Source organism: Pseudomonas macauensis, from assembly GCF_047902425.1.
Lineage (GTDB): Bacteria > Pseudomonadota > Gammaproteobacteria > Pseudomonadales > Pseudomonadaceae > Pseudomonas.
Genome location: NZ_CP138377.1, coordinates 3,004,434 through 3,018,552 on the forward strand (window position 1 = coordinate 3,004,434; position 14,119 = coordinate 3,018,552).

The following is a 14,119-nucleotide window of genomic DNA, read 5'->3' on the forward strand; positions in this document are numbered from 1 at the left end:
CCGCTGGGCTTGGGAAAGCGGAGCGCCTCGGGGCGCTCCGGAGAATGGTTCAGAGGCTGCGTTCGCAGAGGCCGTTCCAGAAGCCGGCGGAGCCGGCGTCTATCGCCGCTTCGCCGAGCTGGAGGGCCCATTGGCTGTCGCTGCCGAATTCATCGCGCCAGGACCACAGCCGGCGGGTCGCCTGGTGCAGGCTGTGCTCGCGGGTGAAGCCGATGGCGCCGAACACCTGGTGCGCCACCGAGCAGGCCAGGGTCGCCGCTTCACCGGCGCAGACCTTGGCCACCGCGACGTCGAACCGCAGACGGTGGGCGCCGCCGGGCTCGCCGGCAAATGCCGCGTCGGCGCTGTCCAGGGCCACCTGGCAGGCCATGCGCGCGGCGCCGATGGCCCCGGCCAGTTGCGCCAGGTATTGCTGCAGGGCCTGCTGGCGGCCAATGGGCTTGCCGAACTGGACTCGCTGGTTGGCGTACTCCACGGTCTTGTCCAGGGTCGCTTCCAGAGCGCCCCAGAGCATGCAGGCACGCGCCAGGGCGCCGAGGGTCCAGAGTGGCGCATCGATTTCGCCGAGCGGTTGTGGCGCCAGCGCTGCGATCTCGGCGCCTTCGAAGTGCAGGCGGTCGAGAGGTTCGGCGGCGAAATTGCTGCCCCTATCCAGGCGGATCGCCGCCTGCCGCAGGTCGACCAACGCCAGTTGCCGGTCCAGACCGCTGACCACCAGCCAGCGGCAGTCGCGGGCCCATGGCACGCGCGCGAGAACGCCGTTCAGACGCTGGCTGTCAGGGCACAACCGCAATTCGCCGTGGCGACCGGTCTCGGCAATGGTCAGCGGACCGTCTGGCAGCGCCAGCCCGGCGCGGTCCAGCAAGGCCCCGGCCAGCATGCTTTCCGCCAGCGGCAACGGCGCCTGCCAGTAGCCGATGGCCCGCAGCAACGGGCCGATTTCGCTCCAGCGGGCGCCGCTGCCACCGGCGCTTTCGCCGACCAGTGCGGCAGGCAGACCCTGTTCGGCCACGCGCTGCCAGAGTTCGGGGTCATGGTCGCCGGCCTCGAAGGCTGCCAGGTGTTCGGCGTCGATCAGGTCGGCGAACAGGCCCTCGACGCTGTCAGCGATCAGGCGTTGCAGTTCGGACGGCTCGCCAGCGGCGGCCTCCGGTTTCACGGGAGTCGGATTCATCGCAGTCCAAGGCCTCTGGCAATGATGCCGCGGAGGATTTCGCGGGTGCCGCCGCGCAGGGAGAAAGAGGGCGCCACCTGGGTGACGTAGCGCATCACCTGTTCCAGGTTGGAGCCGGGTTCGCAACGGCCGCCGAACAGGTCGTGGGCAAGGTCCGGCAGCGACTGTTCCAGCAGCGCCCCTTGGTCCTTGACCAGCGCCGCCGCGACCGCCGGGTTGTCGCCACGGGCGAGCATGCCGGCGATGCCCAGGGACATCTGCCGCAATGCCGCGTAGCGCGCGACCACGCGGCCCAACCCGATGCTCTGGTGGCTGTCGCCCTGGGCGGCGGCGTCGAGCATTTCCAGGTACAGCTGGGTGCTGCTCAGGTAGCGCTCCGGGCCGCTGCGCTCCAGGGCCAGCTCCGCGCCGACCTGACGCCAGCCATCACCGGGCTGGCCGATGACGAAGTCGTCGGGCACGAAGACGTCCTCGAGGAAGACCTCGTTGAAGTCGTGTTCGCCGAGTAGGTTGTAGATCGGCCGCACCGTCACGCCGGGCGAGCTCATGTCGATCAGCAACTGGGACAGTCCGGCATGCCGGTTCGCTTCGTCGCGCGGTGCGGTGCGTAGCAGGGTCACCATGTACTGGCAGCGTTGCGCACCGGTGGTCCACACCTTGCTGCCGTTGACGATCCAGCCGCCGGTGGTCTTCACCGCGCGGGTGCGCACCGCCGCCAGGTCCGAGCCGACGTCCGGCTCGCTCATGCCGATACCGATGTAGATTTCACCGCGCGCGATACCGGGGCAGATGCGCGGTGCCAGCACTTCAGGGGAGAAGCGCATCAGCAGTGGCCCACTCTGGCGCTCGGCGATCCAGTGGGCGTTCACCGGCGCGCCGGCGGCGAGCAGTTCCTCCAGCACCACGTAGCGCTCCAGGGCGCTGCGCTCGTGGCCGCCGTAGCGCCGCGGCCAGGTCATGCCGAGCCAGCCGCGCTCGCCCAGCCTGCGGCTGAAGGCGGGGCAGGCGCCGTTCCAGTTCTTGGCGCGCTCCGCCGGCGGCATATCCTGCAACGCCTCGGCGAGGAAGGTGCGAACCTGCTGGCGCAGTACCTCGCAGTCGGCATCCAGGCGGCAGGGACGTATGTCGAGTGCCTGCATCGTTGTCGTACTCCAGAAGAGGGGAGATGTATCTTCATTAAACTTGCTTGTTAGCAAGCAAGTAAATAACCTATCAGCAACTTTCATATCCGGGCAAGCTGTGTCCGGTCGTTACATCGTCGAGGAGAGCAAGATGCCAGTGACGCCAGGATTCACCCCGGGGCGCGGTCTGTCCCTGGAGTTGCAGGGCCATATCGCCGTGCTGGAGTTCAGCCGCCCGCCCTACAACTATTTCGACAAGGAGCTGATCGAGGACCTGGCCGCCGCCTTCGATTACCTCGATAACCTGGAGCAATGCCGGGTCACCGTGCTGCAGGCGCAGGGCAAGGTGTTCTGCGCCGGCGCCGACTTCTCCGGCGATGAACAGCGCGACCCGGAGTTCCCGCGACGCCTGTATCGCTTCGCGGTGCGGCTGTTCCGCGTGCGCAAGCCGGTGATCTGCGTGGTGGAGGGCGCGGCCGTCGGCGGTGGACTGGGCCTTGCACTGTTCGCCGACTTCCGCGTGACCAGCGAACGGGCGCGCTTCTCGGCGAACTTCAATCGCCTGGGCATTCATCCCGGTTTCGGTCTTTCCGTCACACTGCCGCGCCTGCTCGGCCAGCAGCAGGCGGCCCTGCTGCTGGCAACCGGGCGTCGTATCGATGGTGCCGAAGCAGTGCGCATCGGGCTGGCCGACGTACTTGCGCCGGCCGGCGAGGAACGGCAAGCTGCGCTCGCCCTGGCGCGCGAGATCGCCCTGTGCGCGCCGCTGTCGCTGATGTCGACCCGGGAAACCCTGCGCCAGGGGCTGGCCGAGCAGGTCGAACGGGCGGTCGAGCGCGAGGCCGACGAGCAGGCTTGGCAGATCCGCAGCGATGACTTCGCCGAGGGCACCCTGGCCATGGCCGAACGGCGCGAGCCACGATTCACGGGCAGATGAGGTAGTTTCCCCATGCAAACCCCCGCAGCGAAACCGGCGCCGCAGCGGCGCACCCAGCAGGAGCGCCGCAGCGAAGCCGAGCAACGCATGCTCGAGGCGGCACGGCGCATCGTGGCGCGCAAGGGCTGGGCCGGCATGACCCTGGCCGAGGTGGGTATCGAGGCGGGCTACAGCCGTGGCCTGGCGACCCATCATTTCGGCACCAAGGCCGAGCTGTTGCGAGCCCTGGCGGGGCACGCCAATGCCTGCTTCATGGACCAAGTGCGCGCTGCGCCGCGCTTCGCTCGTGGCCTGCAGACGCTGATCGGCTTCGTGGGCGTCTATCTTTCGCCGGACGAGGACGAGTGGCTGAACAACCGCTGCCTGCTGGCACTGATGGCCGAGGCGGTGACCGAGGATTCGGACACCGCCGAAGTGCTGGGCGAGTACAACGCGCAGGTGGTCGACTATCTGGCCGGGCAGGTCCGGCATGGCATCGAGAAGGGCGAGATCCGCGCGCAGATCGACCCGGCCGCCGGGGCCGCGCTGGTCCTGGGGGCCATGCGCGGGGTGATGTTGCAGTACCTGCTCAACCCGGCGCACATTGACCTGGCGCTGGTCCGTCGCCAGTTGCAGGATTTCGTCGGTGCTGCGCTAGGCAACTGATCGGCTTCACACCAGGGCCGCGTGGTGTCGGGCCTTTCGCGGATAAGATCCGCTCCTACAAGATCAAGGGCCCCTCACCCTAACCCTCTCCCGCAAGCGGGAGAGGGGACTATTCGGTGCAGGATGAAACCGTAGTGTCAGCCGGCACGGACGGCTCCCTCTCCCTGAGGGAGAGGGCTGGTGTGAGGGGGAAGCGCAGGCAGGGATTAACCCGGTAGAAGACAGTTGCTCCTACGAGAGCAGCGATGGGAACGCAGGGCGCATGACGTTCTGCGTCATACGCCGTTTGACTTTGGTTCCGGCCAGACGGACTTCAAGCTGAGCATCTGTCTTCAGGCTCGGCCAATGCGCCAACTGATGGACCTGGCGTATCGGCGTACAACCGCGAACGGTTGTACACCCTACGACAGCGGCCTCAATCCAGTAGTCCCCGCGCCCGCGCAATTGCCACCGCTTCGGTTCGTCCCTGCGCCCCCAGCTTGGCGTTGATGTTGCGCAGGTGCGATTTCACGGTGAATTCGGAGAGGAACATCTTCTCGGCGATCACCTTGTTCCGATGGCCGGCGGCCAGCAGGCGGATTACCTGGATCTCGCGGCTGGTCAGGGCGTCACCGCCGGCCCCCGCTGCCGTGCCCGCCGTCTGGGTTTCGCCGGTGCCGGCGAAGCGTTGCAGCAGGGTCGCCAGGAAGCGCGGTTCGATGCCCAGGGCGCGGCTCTGCGCCTGGCAGGGTACGGCCCAGCGTTGCAGCAGGGCGCCCAGGCTCTGGCCTTCGTCGAGGAAGGTTCGCAGGAAGCCTTCGTGACTGGCGAAACGCAGTGCCTCGGTCAGTTCTTCGAACGCTGCCTCGCTCCGGCCAAGGCCGTCCAGTGCAAGGGCATGGAGCAGGCGCAGCTTGAGTTCGCGGCGATGCTGTTGACGCTGTTGGGCGGTGGCCATGGCTTCACTCAGCAGCCGCTCCGGCTCGGCGTAGTCACCCTGGGCGATGCGCAGGCGTAGGCGGGCGATACTCGGTGTGTCGACGTTGTTGCCGTTGAACAGGATGCCAGGGCGCTCCCAGTCGCCGTGCAGCTCGGCGTAGCGCAGCGACTGCGCGGCCGCGTCCAGGCGGTTCTCCAGGGTGGCGATGCGTGCGCGCTCCAGCCAGGCCGAGCAGATCGCCCGCGCCGAGCCGGCCTGTTGGCCGATCTGTTCCAGGTCGGCCAGATGGCGCAGCCAGCTGTCGCGGTCGCCGTGCAGCAGGGCGATGCGTGCCAGCAGCACGTGGGAGGAGATCAGCGAATCCGGCGGGCTGCTTTCCTTGGCGGTGGGCAGCACTTCGCCGAGCAGTTGTGCCACTTCTTCCAGTGCATCGGTTTCGTAGAGCGCCGTGGACAGCGTGATTTCCAGCGACGGGCGCCCGGCCAGGACTTTCTCCACTCCGCCTTCCGATTGCCGCTGCGCGGCCGCCTGGAGGCGCGCCACGGCATTGCCCAGGCGGCCCTGGATCATGTCCAGCACGCCTTCGATGCAACTGGCGACGCTGCCCATGGACTCGGTGCGGCTTTGCGAGCAGCGCAGGATGGCCCGCGACAACAGGCGCCGCGCCTCCTCGTAGCGGCCGGTGGAAACCAGGCTGTAGGCCAGGGAGTTGGCGATCACGCCGTACTGGAATTGTTCGTCGTCAGGTATGCGCTGGATGTGGGCGAGGCCCGCCTCGCAGCATTCCTCGACCTGGTCGGTGAGCGCCAGCAGCAGGCAGCGGATGGTCTCCGCTTCCAGCGCTACCGGCTGTTCGCCGTCGGCCGTATCGCGCTTGAGCAGGCCGATGCTGCGCAGGGCGTCGGCGTAGCGGCGGTGCAGGGCGAGGGTCCAGGAATAGCCCAGGCACAGGGTCGGGTAGTCCTTGAGCACCTCGGCGGGTATCTGGTCCAGCCAGCGCAGCAGCAGGCGCGAGCGGCCGACGTCCATGAAGTCGGCGATATGCCGGGCCAGGTGGCGGGTGGCATCCTCGCGGGCGCCGGCGCGCAACAGATGGTCGATGGCCGGCACCGGACGTTGCTGGGCCAGGTACCACTGCGCCGCGGTACGGTGCAGTTCGATGGCTCGGCCCGGCTGGCGGCGTTCCAGGGCATCGCGCAGGTAACTGGAGAACAGGCTGTGGTAGCGGAACCACTGGTGCTCGTTGTCCGCCGGGAAGATGAACAGGTTGGCGCGTTCCAGATAGGCGAGCATGGCCTGCCCGTTGCCCTGGCCGGTGACGGCGTCGCACAGCGGCGCGCTGAGCTGGTCGAGCACGCTGGTCTGCAGGAGAAAGTCGCGGCATTCGTCATTCTGCCGGGCGAGGATGTCTTCGGCCAGGTATTCGGCCAGCTCCAGGTTGCTGCCGGAGAAGCTGGCGACGAACGCCGCGTGGTCGGTCCGACCCTGCAGTGACAGGCTCGCCAGGTAGATGGCGGTGATCCAGCCCTCGGTGCAGCGGTGCAGGGTGGCGATCTCGTTGTCGCGCAGCGGCAACTGGCGTTTGTCGCGGATGAAGCGGGTCGCCTCTTCGATGGAGAAGCGTAGCGCGGCAGGGTTTATCTCCAGCAGTTGGCCACGGGCGCGGATGCGGCCCAGGCCGATGTCCGGCGTCGCCCGCGAAGCAATCAGCAGTACGCCGCAGGAGGGCAGGGCGTCGATCAGTTGCTGGACGAAGCTGAGCACCGCCGGGTTGTGCACGGCTTCGAACTCGTCGAACAGCAGGGCGAAGGGCAGGGTGCGGTCGGACAACTCTTCCAGCAGGTCCTGCATCGCTTGCGTGCGCCCCGGCTCCTCGATGGGCGCGGCACCGTCCAGCTGGCGCAGGCCGGTGGACAGGTGTGCGACGAAGCGCAGCAGGTCGTTGTCGGCGGCGTCGAGGTTGAGCCAGAGCGCCTGGCGGCCGGTGGCCAGGCAGCGCTCGCGGTACTGCTGCAGCAGGGTGGTCTTGCCGAAACCAGCGGCGGCACGGACGAGGATCAGGCGCGCGGCATCGGCCTGTTCCATCTGGTCCAGCAGGTGCTGTCGGAGCAGGTGGGTACTGGCAGCCACAGGTACGGCGAACTTGCTCGCCAGGATGCGCGGCGGATGGACTTGGGCAGACATGATGACTCCGCTGGCCGGTCGGTTGGCGGCTCTGGGGCGCCACCTCCGGCTTATTTGTTGTTCTCAAGTACGGCATCTTGCCACGGGCGGCGCAAGAGACGCAGTCGTCCATTCGAACTAAGCGAAGTTTGAGGCACGCCAGTCGCCCGAAGAACTAGCTGGGACTTTCGTCCCTTCGAACCATTGTTGGCTGATGGCGCGCCGCTAGGCTGGGTAGCCGCCGGATGATCCGGTGATTGCGCAGCCAGACAGGAGCGATGCGATGGCGGGCCCGCTGACGGGAATGAAGTTAATCGAAATGGTTGGCCTGGGGCCCGCGCCGTTCTGCGCCATGCTGCTGGCCGACATGGGCGCCGAGGTCATCCGCGTGCAACGCCCCGGCCAGGCCTTGGGCGAGCGAGCGCGCTTCGACGTGCTTAGCCGTGGCCGCCGCGCCATATCCCTGGACCTGCGCCAGGCCGAAGGCGTCGAAACCCTGCTGCAACTGGTGGAAGGCGCCGATGCCCTGATCGAGGGTTTCCGCCCCGGTGTGATGGAGCGCCTCGGCCTGGGGCCGGAGCCGTGCCTGCAGCGCAATCCGAAACTGGTCTACGGCCGCATGACCGGCTGGGGCCAGGAGGGTCCGCTGGCCCAGGCTGCGGGCCATGACATCAACTACATCGCCCTGGCCGGCGCGCTGCACGCCATCGGCCGGCCCGGCGAGAAGCCAGTGGTGCCGCATAACTACATCGGTGACTTCGGTGGTGGTGGCATGCTGCTCGCCTTCGGGCTGCTCTGCGCGCTGCTGGAAGCAAGGCAGTCCGGGCACGGCCAGGTGGTGGATGCGGCCATGACCGACGGCACCGCGCTGCTCTCGGCCATGATGTACGGCTTCCGCGCCGCCGGCCGGCTCAGTGACGAGCGTGGCGTCAGCCTGCTCGATGGTGGTGCGCATTTCTACGACACCTACCAGTGCGCCGACGGCCAGTACATCGCCCTGGGCGCCATCGAGCCGCAGTTCTATGCCGAGCTGCTGCAACGCTGCGGCATCGACGATCCGCACTTCCAGCAGCAGATGGACAAGCGCCAGTGGCCGGAACTCAAGGCGAAGCTCACCGCGTTGTTCCTCCAGCGCAGCCGCGCCCAATGGTGCGAGCTGCTGGAAGGAAGCGATGCCTGCTTTGCCCCGGTGCTGGACTGGGCCGAGGCCGCCGAACACCCGCACAACCGAGCGCGCGGTACCTACCTGGAACTCGGTGGTGTGCTCCAGCCCGCGCCGGCTCCGCGCTTCAGCCGCACGCCGGCGGCAACCCCGACCCTGCCTCAGGGTGAGCCGCAGAGCGAAGCCGTGCTGCGTGACTGGGGCGTGCCGGACGCGCGCATTGCCAGTTTGAAGAGCGCCGGAATCATCTGACCCGCGCCCCGTCCTCAACAACAAGAAAGGTGAAAAAGATGGAACGGCTATTCGATTACATCGTGGTCGGCGCGGGCTCGGCCGGATGCGCCGTGGCGAGCCGCCTGGCAGACGCCGGCTGCACGGTGGCGCTGCTGGAAACCGGCGGCCATGATCACCACGGCAAGGTCACGGTGCCAGTGGGCCTGGCACTGACCATCCCGCGCAAGTGTGACTACAACTACGCCTACGAAAGCACCGCACAGCCGAGCCTGGCCGGGCGCGCGAGTTACCTACCGCGCGGCCGGGGACTGGGCGGCAGCTCGTCGATCAACGGCATGCTGTACCTGCGCGGCACTCCGTCGGACTACGACGGCTGGGCGCGCCTGGGTTGCGAGGGCTGGAGCTGGAAGGAGGTGCTGCCGTACTTCAAGCGCGCCGAGAACAACGAGCGCGTCGCCGGCCGTGATGACGAACTGCACGGCGGCAGCGGCCCGCTGCATGTGACCGATCCCCGTTCGCCGTGCTCCTGGGCGCGGCACTTCATCGAGGCGGCGGCTACTGCCGGCCACCCGTACAACCACGACTTCAACGGACCGCGGCAGGAGGGGGTAGGGTACTTCCAGGTCACCCAGTTCAACGGCGAGCGCTGGAACGCGGCGCGTGCCTACCTGCACCGCGGCAAGGCCGACGATGCGGCGCACAGTGGCGGCCGCGCCAACCTGCATGTGCTTACGGGCACCCGGGCATTGCGCATCCTGTTCCAGGACAAGCGGGCAACCGGCGTGCTGGTGGAGCGAGAGGGCAAGGAACTGGCGCTGCACGCGTCGCAGGAAGTGATCGTCTGCGCCGGCTCCCTGATATCACCACAGCTGCTGATGGTCTCCGGAGTCGGCCCGGCCGCGCATCTGCGCCAGATGGGCATCACCCCGCTGCACGATGCGCCCGAGGTAGGGCAGAACCTGCAGGAACACCCGGACCTGATCCTGCACAAGCGCATCTTCAGCACCGACCTGTTCGGCGTGACCGTTCGCGGTGCGCTCAGCTACCTGTGGCAGTGGCGCAAGTACAAGCGCGAGCGCGGTGGCCTGTTCACCCGCACCTTCACCGAGGCCGGCGCCTTCCTCAAGACTGATCCCGCCCTGGCGGATCCGGACATCCAGTTGCACTTCGTGATGTCCTCCGGCGACAACCATGGGCGCACCTTCCACTACGGCAGCGGCTATTCCGTCCATGTCTGCGTGCTGCGTCCGCACAGTCGCGGGCAGATCCACCTGGCCAGCGCCGACATGCGCGATGCCCCGCAGATCGAGCTGAACCTGCTGAAGGACGAGCGCGACATGGCCACCATGCTCAAGGGCGTCAAGCTGGTGCACGAGATACTCGAACAGCCGGTGCTCGCGCGCTTCGGTGGACGGCCGCTGTTCCATGGTCACCTGAAGTTCGACGGCAGCGACGACGAGGCGGTCAAGCAAATGATCCGCGAGCATTGCGACAACGTTTACCACCCGGTGGGTAGTTGCCGGATGGGCGGCGACGAGCACTCGGTGGTCGACCCGCAGCTGCGTGTGCGGGGTGTGCAGGGGCTGCGGGTGGCGGATGCTTCAGTAATCCCGCTGCAGGTGGGCGGCAACACCAACGCGCCGACCATCATGATCGGCGAGAAGTGCGCCGACCTGGTGCTGGCCGACCGGACCAGCATGGAGCCGGGCCGCGCGGCTTCGCTGGGGGAAGTGCTGGCGAGCTGAGACAGGGTTGTACGGGGGAGGGCCGGGCGGCTTCGGACGCCCGGCCCTTTTTTATTCGCTCCTACGAAAGCCGTGCAGAGCTAAACCCGTAGGAGTGGATTTTATCCGCGATCCGCCGACAAGGCCGACGTCATTGGCAGGTTCGCGAGCAAGCTCGCTCCTACAGGCATGCGCCGGACCGCTCTTCGTAGGAGCGAGCTTGCTCGCGAACCACCCGACGCCGTCCGACTCCCAGCTTCTAGTTCATTCGAACCACCCGCCAAACCACCGCAGCTTCATCCCTTCGACCGACGCCGTCGCCGGCGGCGCTCCCTAGTATCGAACCCACAAGAACAACATCCATTGGAGACCTGCCATGTACCTCACCCAAGGCCTGCAGCGCATGCTGCAGCAGGACCCCGACCACGTCGCGACCATCTTCCGCGGTCGTACGAGGACCTTCCGCGAGCAGGGTGAACGCGTCTCGCGCCTGGCTGCGGCCTTGCAGGCGCTGGGTATGCGCAGCGGCGACCGGGTCGGCATGCTGGCCCTGAATTCCGACCGTTACCTGGAGTACATGCTGGCCACCTGGTGGGGTGGCGGCGTGCTCAACCCGGTGAACATCCGCTGGAGTGTGCCCGAGATCGTCTACTCCCTGGACGACTGCCAGACCGAGATCCTGCTGATCGACGACCATTTCCTGCACCTGGCCGAAGGCATTCGCGCCGGCGCCAAGTGCGCCCCACTGCTGGTCCACGTTGGTGACGGCGAGGCGCCCGAGGGCATGCACTCCTTCGAGGACCTGATCGCCCGCCACGAGCCAGTCGCCGATGCCATGCGTGGTGGCAACGACCTGGCTTCGATCATGTACACCGGCGGCACCACCGGTTTGCCCAAGGGCGTGATGCAGTCGCACATGAACCTCTGGTCCTCCGCCGTGGCGCGTCTTGCCGAGTTTCCGACGGAGGAAAACTCCCGGACCCTGCACGCGGCCCCAATGTTCCACACCGCTGCGATGGCGCGCTGCCTCAGTCAGGTCATCAGCGGCGACGTCAACGTCTTCATCCCGATGTTCGATGCGCTGGAAGTGATCCAGACCATCGAGCGCGAACGCATCAACGAAATGCTGCTGGTGCCGACCATGTTGCAGGCGGTGATCAACCATCCGGATTTCGAACGCCATGACCTGAGCTGCCTCAAGCGCATGGCCTACGGCGCCTCGCCGATTTCCCTGCCCGTGCTGGAACAGGCACTGGCGAAACTTCCGGGCGTGGCATTCATGCAGGCCTATGGCATGACCGAGTCCTCGCCGGTGATCTCCATCAGCCCGGAGTGGACCCACGAGGCCGAAGGTATCGCCAGCGGGCTGGTGCGCAGCGCTGGGCGCGGCGGCTATGGCGGCCTGGTCAAGGTGGTGGACGAGGACGGCAACGAGGTGCCCCGCGGCACGGTCGGCGAGGTCATCGTCTGCGGGCCCAACGTCATGCTTGGCTACTGGAATCGCCCGGAAGAAACCGCGAAGACCTTGCGCAATGGCTGGCTGCACACCGGCGACGGTGCCTACATGGACGAGCGCGGCTTCCTGTTCATCGTCGATCGCCTGAAGGACATGATCGTCACCGGCGGCGAGAACGTGTATTCCGCCGAGGTCGAGAACGTGGTGGCCCGCCACCCGGCCGTGCAGAGCTGCGCGGTGATCGGCATCCCCCATGAGCGTTGGGGCGAGGCGGTGCACGCGGTAGTGGTGCTGCGCGAAGGCAGCGACGTCTGCGCCGACGACATCCGCGCCCACTGCACCCAGCACATCGCCGGCTACAAGTGCCCGAAAACCGTCGAGTTCGTGACTGCGCTACCGCTTTCGGCGGCCGGCAAGGTCCTCAAGCGCGACCTGCGCGCCCCCTACTGGAAAGACCAGAAACGTGCCGTCAACTGATGGCGCGCTGCACGAAGCATCCCCAAGGAGAACGACATGAATAACAAAGTAGTGGTGGCCGGGGTCGGCATGATCCCCTTCACCAAGCCTGGCGCCAGCGACGAATACCACATCATGGGCGCCAACGCGGCCAAGGCCGCGCTGGCCGATGCCGGCGTCGATTACGCCCTGGTGCAACAGGCCTACGTCGGCTATGTCTACGGCGATTCCACCTGCGGCCAGGCCGCGGTGTACGGCGTGGGCCTCACCGGCATCCCGGTGATCAACGTCAACAACAACTGCGCCACAGGCTCCACCGCACTGTTCCTGGCGCGCCAGGCGGTCGAGAGCGGGGCGGTGGAATGCGCTATCGCCGTGGGTTTCGAGCAGATGGTCCCCGGCGCGCTGAAAGGCGCCTATACCGACCGCACCGGTCCGATGGACCGCTTTGCCAAGACCATGCAGCAGGTGCAGGGCTTCGACGAGCAGGCGCCGCGTGCCGCACAGTTCTTCGGCGGCGCCGGGCGTGCCTACATGAAGGAGTACGGCATCAGCCGCGAGACCTTCGCCCGCATCCGCGTCAAGGCCAGCCAGCACGCCGCGCGCAACCCGCTGGCGGTATTCCGCAACGTGGTGAGCGTCGAGGAAGTCATGGCTTCGCCGATGATCTTCGATCCGCTGACTCGCCTGCAGTGCTGTCCGCCGACCTGCGGCGCGGCCGCCGCCATCGTCTGCTCCGAGGCCTTCGCGAAGAAGCATGGCCTGCGCACCGACGTGGTGATCGCCGCCCAGGCCATGACCACTGACCGCAACAGCACCTTCGACGAAGGTGACATGCGCAAGGTCGTTGGCTACGACATGACTCGCAACGCTGCTGCCGCCGTGTACGAAAAGGCCGGCGTGGGTCCGCAGGACATCCAGGTAGTGGAGCTGCACGACTGCTTCACCGCCAACGAACTGATCACCTACGAAGGGCTGATGCTGACCCCCGAAGGCACCGCCGAGAAGTTCATCCTCGACGGCGACAACACCTACGGTGGTCGCATCGTCACCAATCCCTCCGGCGGCCTGCTGTCCAAGGGCCACCCGCTGGGTGCCACCGGCCTCGCCCAGTGCTTCGAGCTTACCCGTCAGCTGCGCGGCACCGCTGACTCCACCCAGGTGGACGGCGCGCGCTTCGCCCTGCAGCACAACCTGGGCCTGGGCGGCGCCTGCGTCGTCACCCTGTTCCAGCGCCAGTGATCCGGGAGACGCGAGCATGATCGACAAGAGCCATATCGGCGCGGTGGTTTCCAGCCACACGCAATTGGTCGAGGCGGGGCGCCTGCGCTTCTTCGCCAAAGCCACCGGCCAGGCGGATGCGCGCTACAGCGACGAGACCGCCGCCCGTGACGCCGGCTACCCCGGCCTGCCCGTGCCGCCGACCTTTCTCTTCTGCCTGGACATGGAAGCCGGCGGTTCGGGTTCGGTGCTCAAGCGCCTGAACATCGACCTCGGTCGCATCCTGCATGCCGAGCAGAGCTTCACCTACCACCGCATGGCCTTTGCCGGCGAGCGCCTGTCCTTCGAGACAAAGATCGTCGACATCTACGACAAGAAGGGCGGCGCCCTGGAGTTCGTGGTGCGCGAGACCCGCGTCACCAACGGCGCAGGCGAGCTGGTGGCGGAACTGCGCAACAGCCTGGTCGTACGCAACTAACGAGGAGCCGAGCGTGAACCTGAATGCAATTGCCGTCGGCGACGAACTGCCGAGCTTCACCACCGAGCCGGTGAATCGCACCACCCTGGCGCTGTACTGCGGCGCCTCGGGGGACCACAACCCGATCCACGTCGACATCGACTTCGCGAAGAAGGCGGGCATGCCGGACGTGTTCGCCCACGGGATGCTGTCCATGGCCTACCTGGGCCGGCTACTGACCAACTGGGTGCCGCAGGAGCGCCTGCGCGGATTCTCCGTGCGCTTCGCCGCCATTACCCACCTGGGCGACGCCATCACCTGCTCCGGCCGCGTGCTGGAGAAGGACGAAGCCGCCGGCACCGTACGCGTGGAAATCACCACCCGCAACCAGGCGGGTGAAATCAAATTGTCCGGCGAAGCCGTAGTGGCCCTGGACGCCTGAAACAGGAG

Annotated in this window: 11 protein-coding genes; 8 read left to right on the top strand and 3 right to left on the bottom strand. The window is 67.1% G+C overall.

Translation table 11 applies throughout. The features are described from left to right. Positions 1–49 precede the first annotated feature (49 nt). Both SD196_RS13945 and SD196_RS13950 read right to left on the bottom strand, forming a co-directional pair. A complete protein-coding gene (locus SD196_RS13945; protein WP_416311692.1) occupies positions 50–1,174 on the bottom strand; it encodes an acyl-CoA dehydrogenase family protein in 1,125 nt (374 codons plus the stop codon). Further along, the gene (locus SD196_RS13950) at positions 1,171–2,313 is read right to left on the bottom strand and encodes an acyl-CoA dehydrogenase family protein (protein WP_416311693.1); all 1,143 of its coding nucleotides are present in this window, start codon (positions 2,311–2,313) and stop codon (positions 1,171–1,173) included. Before SD196_RS13950 ends, SD196_RS13945 begins: the two co-directional genes overlap by 4 nt. Before the next feature lie 133 nt (positions 2,314–2,446). On the opposite strand from SD196_RS13950, the gene SD196_RS13955 reads away from it, so the two are divergent. Together SD196_RS13955 and SD196_RS13960 are read left to right on the top strand one after the other, a co-directional pair. After that, positions 2,447–3,232: an enoyl-CoA hydratase/isomerase family protein gene (locus SD196_RS13955; protein ID WP_275611865.1), complete on the top strand. Its 786-nt coding sequence runs from the start codon at positions 2,447–2,449 to the stop codon at positions 3,230–3,232. 12 nt (positions 3,233–3,244) lie between these two features. After that, the gene (locus SD196_RS13960; RefSeq protein WP_275611864.1) at positions 3,245–3,877 is read left to right on the top strand and encodes a TetR/AcrR family transcriptional regulator; all 633 of its coding nucleotides are present in this window, start codon (positions 3,245–3,247) and stop codon (positions 3,875–3,877) included. Positions 3,878–4,292: 415 nt separating this feature from the next. Here the strand turns inward: SD196_RS13960 and SD196_RS13965 are convergent, their stop codons facing one another. Next, positions 4,293–6,980 carry a LuxR C-terminal-related transcriptional regulator gene (locus tag SD196_RS13965; RefSeq protein WP_275611863.1) on the bottom strand — a complete coding sequence of 896 codons (2,688 nt, stop codon included), beginning with the start codon at positions 6,978–6,980 and terminating at the stop codon, positions 4,293–4,295. A 262-nt stretch (positions 6,981–7,242) separates the two neighbouring features. On the opposite strand from SD196_RS13965, the gene SD196_RS13970 reads away from it, so the two are divergent. The 6 genes from SD196_RS13970 to SD196_RS13995 all read left to right on the top strand — a co-directional run bounded on the left by SD196_RS13970 (position 7,243) and on the right by SD196_RS13995 (position 14,111). After that, complete coding sequence (locus SD196_RS13970; protein WP_416311694.1) at positions 7,243–8,373, top strand: CaiB/BaiF CoA transferase family protein; 1,131 nt, start codon at positions 7,243–7,245, stop codon at positions 8,371–8,373. A gap of 38 nt (positions 8,374–8,411) precedes the next feature. Continuing rightward, positions 8,412–10,100, top strand: coding sequence for a GMC family oxidoreductase (locus SD196_RS13975; protein ID WP_416311695.1), 1,689 nt, complete (start codon positions 8,412–8,414; stop codon positions 10,098–10,100). A gap of 355 nt (positions 10,101–10,455) precedes the next feature. Then, positions 10,456–12,012 carry an acyl-CoA synthetase gene (locus tag SD196_RS13980; RefSeq protein ID WP_416311696.1) on the top strand — a complete coding sequence of 519 codons (1,557 nt, stop codon included), beginning with the start codon at positions 10,456–10,458 and terminating at the stop codon, positions 12,010–12,012. A 36-nt stretch (positions 12,013–12,048) separates the two neighbouring features. Next, positions 12,049–13,233: a lipid-transfer protein gene (locus SD196_RS13985; protein WP_275611859.1), complete on the top strand. Its 1,185-nt coding sequence runs from the start codon at positions 12,049–12,051 to the stop codon at positions 13,231–13,233. Between the two features lie 16 nt (positions 13,234–13,249). Further along, entirely contained in the window at positions 13,250–13,690 is a 441-nt protein-coding gene (locus SD196_RS13990; protein ID WP_275611858.1) for a MaoC family dehydratase N-terminal domain-containing protein, read from the top strand. A gap of 13 nt (positions 13,691–13,703) precedes the next feature. Beyond that, entirely contained in the window at positions 13,704–14,111 is a 408-nt protein-coding gene (locus tag SD196_RS13995; protein WP_275611857.1) for a MaoC family dehydratase, read from the top strand. Positions 14,112–14,119: the final 8 nt, after the last annotated feature.

Excerpts from the sequence above, each read along its gene's own strand:
- SD196_RS13970 (WP_416311694.1), top strand. The coding sequence starts at position 7,243 with ATGGCGGGCCCGCTGACGGGAATGAAGTTAATCGAAATGGTTGGCCTG.
- SD196_RS13975 (WP_416311695.1), top strand. The coding sequence starts at position 8,412 with ATGGAACGGCTATTCGATTACATCGTGGTCGGCGCGGGCTCGGCCGGA.
- SD196_RS13955 (WP_275611865.1), top strand. The coding sequence starts at position 2,447 with ATGCCAGTGACGCCAGGATTCACCCCGGGGCGCGGTCTGTCCCTGGAG.
- SD196_RS13965 (WP_275611863.1), bottom strand. The coding sequence starts at position 6,980 with ATGTCTGCCCAAGTCCATCCGCCGCGCATCCTGGCGAGCAAGTTCGCC.
- SD196_RS13980 (WP_416311696.1), top strand. The coding sequence starts at position 10,456 with ATGTACCTCACCCAAGGCCTGCAGCGCATGCTGCAGCAGGACCCCGAC.
- SD196_RS13985 (WP_275611859.1), top strand. The coding sequence starts at position 12,049 with ATGAATAACAAAGTAGTGGTGGCCGGGGTCGGCATGATCCCCTTCACC.
- SD196_RS13945 (WP_416311692.1), bottom strand. The coding sequence starts at position 1,174 with ATGAATCCGACTCCCGTGAAACCGGAGGCCGCCGCTGGCGAGCCGTCC.
- SD196_RS13960 (WP_275611864.1), top strand. The coding sequence starts at position 3,245 with ATGCAAACCCCCGCAGCGAAACCGGCGCCGCAGCGGCGCACCCAGCAG.
- SD196_RS13990 (WP_275611858.1), top strand. The coding sequence starts at position 13,250 with ATGATCGACAAGAGCCATATCGGCGCGGTGGTTTCCAGCCACACGCAA.
- SD196_RS13950 (WP_416311693.1), bottom strand. The coding sequence starts at position 2,313 with ATGCAGGCACTCGACATACGTCCCTGCCGCCTGGATGCCGACTGCGAG.